General features: G+C 44.8%; 2 protein-coding genes. Both read right to left on the bottom strand.

Features of this window, described 5'->3' with window-relative positions:
• Positions 1-362 precede the first annotated feature (362 nt).
• The gene (locus tag CWC28_RS20970; protein WP_138625723.1) at positions 363-1445 is read right to left on the bottom strand and encodes a DUF4785 domain-containing protein; all 1083 of its coding nucleotides are present in this window, start codon (positions 1443-1445) and stop codon (positions 363-365) included.
• Positions 1446-1454: 9 nt separating this feature from the next.
• The gene (locus tag CWC28_RS20965; RefSeq protein WP_212746806.1) at positions 1455-2321 is read right to left on the bottom strand and encodes a hypothetical protein; all 867 of its coding nucleotides are present in this window, start codon (positions 2319-2321) and stop codon (positions 1455-1457) included.
• Between the last annotated feature and the right edge of the window lie 296 nt (positions 2322-2617).

The raw sequence follows: 2617 nt of genomic DNA, 5'->3' as shown, positions 1-2617 counted from the left end.
GGTGCTAGGTGCTAACAGCATGGTTTTGGATTCGTAAGGGGGTTCCATACCCAATCGACTTTTTTGTTCGGCGTTAAAACGCCTCCTACATCTCGTATCTCGTATCTCGTCCCTCGGAACTCGTACCTTTCCCCTTTACTCTTTCCCCTAGCAACTCGCTAACTTGGGTATTTTCAATCTAACTTCTGACGACTGATATCTAATATCTCCATTTCTGTTCGGCGTTAAAACGCCTCCTATAACTCGTATCTCGTCCCTCGGAACTCGTACCTTTCCCCTTTACTCTTTCCCCTTGCAACTCACTACTCGCTAACTTGTTGGGTTTCGCTGCGCTCCACCCAACATACAATAAGAGCTACCCTTTACTCTCCCGCAAACTTTAACATTCGCGTTTGGTCGGTAAGCTCAATATCCACCAGCTCATATGGGGCTTTGGCTGCTTGAGTGACTGCAAAAGGCATGGTGAAACTATCATAGCTATCAATCTGTTTTGCTACTTCAACCGTTGCTAGTTTGATGCGCTCACCTTTATCACCTTTGCCTGTTAAGGTTGCACGAATAGCATAGCGGCCTGAGTCAGTCACTTGCACCGGTACTTTAGCTTGGTATTTATTATTGCCAAGCGCTGTTACTTTGGCTTTATCCACCCTGATGGTTTGTGAGCTATGCACAAACGGCATTTTTATTGAGCGTTTTACCGTTTGGCCATTCACTTTAGTGTCGACACTAGCCTCAAGCTCATAGTAACCATTTACCGCACCTAAGGTTTCAAGCGGGTAATTAAATACCGCTTCACCATTTTCGTAACGTACATCTAGCTTTTCGCCATCAGGACTTGAAAGCGTTAACTTCACATCACTATCTTTAAAGCGCTTTTTACCCATACTAAGCTGCATAGCAACACGTTGTTGCTGATCTTTCACTTTAAACTGCGATTTAGCATGCAAAGCATTGCTCGAGCCTTTTTCAATCACATGCAGCAAGTAGGTGTCGTTATCATTAAGCGCTTGGCTTGTTCTTAGCATTGCTTTGCCATTTACCTGACCTAGCTTTAATCCAACACTGCCATCACTAAATCCTGCATTTTCCATTTGTTCTTGTGCAACCATGGCTTGCATTGGCATTTGTCTAAAGTTGTCATCACGCACCGACAGTTTATCTAGCTGTAAGTCATGGGGTTTAAATACTTCGCCGCTATCAAAACGTGCTTTTGGTGCAATGCGAATAAAATTATCTGCTTGGTTTACAAAGACTGGCACGCCGCGCTTAAGCTCTTTACCCGAAACCTTCTGCCAATATTCAACACTGTCTTTTTCAAGGGTTTCAAGTTGAGCGTTCGCTGCTGGTTGAACTTGAGGAAACTGATAAACCGTTTGCTCATTAGCCTGTGCTGCGTTGCTTACAAGCATCATTGCAGCAGCGAGTGTGGTTAACTTATTAATCATAGCGGGCTCCTAAATTCGATTTTTAAGCATGTCTGGCAAACCAAAACAATTGCGTCGACTTTGCTGATGACTCAAAGGTTCACTGCCTTTGGTTCGTGATTTATCGGTAAACCACACTACCCCAGCTAACGACTGAGAACTGCAATTTAAAAAGCCATCTGAGCAGCTATCTAACCAATTTTGTGTCACTTCTAGGGCGACTTGGTTTTGGTATCCGCCGCAATAGCTGTCACTATCCCATACCGCAGAATCAACATCACTGCCCACCACGGTTTCGAATCGAGACGGTAAGCTTGGGCGGTTCGGTGTGCCGTATAGCCACTGTGCGTTATACGACGCCATCCAAGACACTTGTTGTTGTTTTACTGCATCATTGCCATAACCTAATAACCAACCCAAGCTTTGCTCGAACGAATTGCCCGCAATGACTGCATCAGCCAACGGTGTGCCACCGCTTGAAGGAGCCAGAGCAATAGTACGCGTGACTTTGCTAATGATATTTGGATAACGGCTATCCCACGTTGGGTTAGATAAAATCCAACGCACCACATTGCCACCGTTAGAGTGAGTGATCAGGGTTAAATCTGTGATGTTTTTATTATTGATAAATGTAGTGAGCTGCCCAGCTAAACAGCCAGATGCCGCATCTGCCCACATATATTGCTCGAAGTCACAATTAATAACGGTGTAATTACTACTGTTTGGCAAACCTTGGCGAACTGTGTCGACAAAACTGCCTGTCCAATAGTCATTATAGGCATCGCTTTGCTGGCCTGTACCGTGCACAAATGCGACTCCTTGCGCAGCAAAAGCACTGTGGCTGATACCCGCTGCCAACATTAAAGCTGGCACTAGTGAGAGTGTTTTTATTTTCATGTGTGTTCCTGTTGATTGTAATTTTATCTATCAGGTTGGAGGAGTGACCTCCGACCAAAAACATAGACCAAACAGGTACGAAAGCAAGAATAAATTTACATTAATTTAACTTTTGTGCGTTTTTTAAGTACAAATTATTAGATTTTAGGAGAAAAAAGAGGGGGGCGTGATGCGAGATGCGAGATGCGAGATGCGAGATGCGAGATGCGAGATGCGAGATGCGAGATGCGAGATGCGAGGTGCGAGGTGCGAGGTGCGAGGTTCTAGGTTCTAGGTTCTAGGTTCTAGGTGCTAGG

It is taken from the genome of Pseudoalteromonas sp. S4492 (genome assembly GCF_005886115.1).
Classification (GTDB): Bacteria; Pseudomonadota; Gammaproteobacteria; order Enterobacterales; family Alteromonadaceae; genus Pseudoalteromonas; species Pseudoalteromonas gelatinilytica.
The sequence above is the reverse complement of the archived record's forward strand: the minus strand, read 5'-3'. Positions and strand labels throughout refer to the sequence as shown.

Bases quoted from the DNA above. Each gene is read 5' to 3' on its own strand.
- CWC28_RS20970 (WP_138625723.1), bottom strand. From the start codon at position 1,445: ATGATTAATAAGTTAACCACACTCGCTGCTGCAATGATGCTTGTAAGC.
- CWC28_RS20965 (WP_212746806.1), bottom strand. From the start codon at position 2,321: ATGAAAATAAAAACACTCTCACTAGTGCCAGCTTTAATGTTGGCAGCG.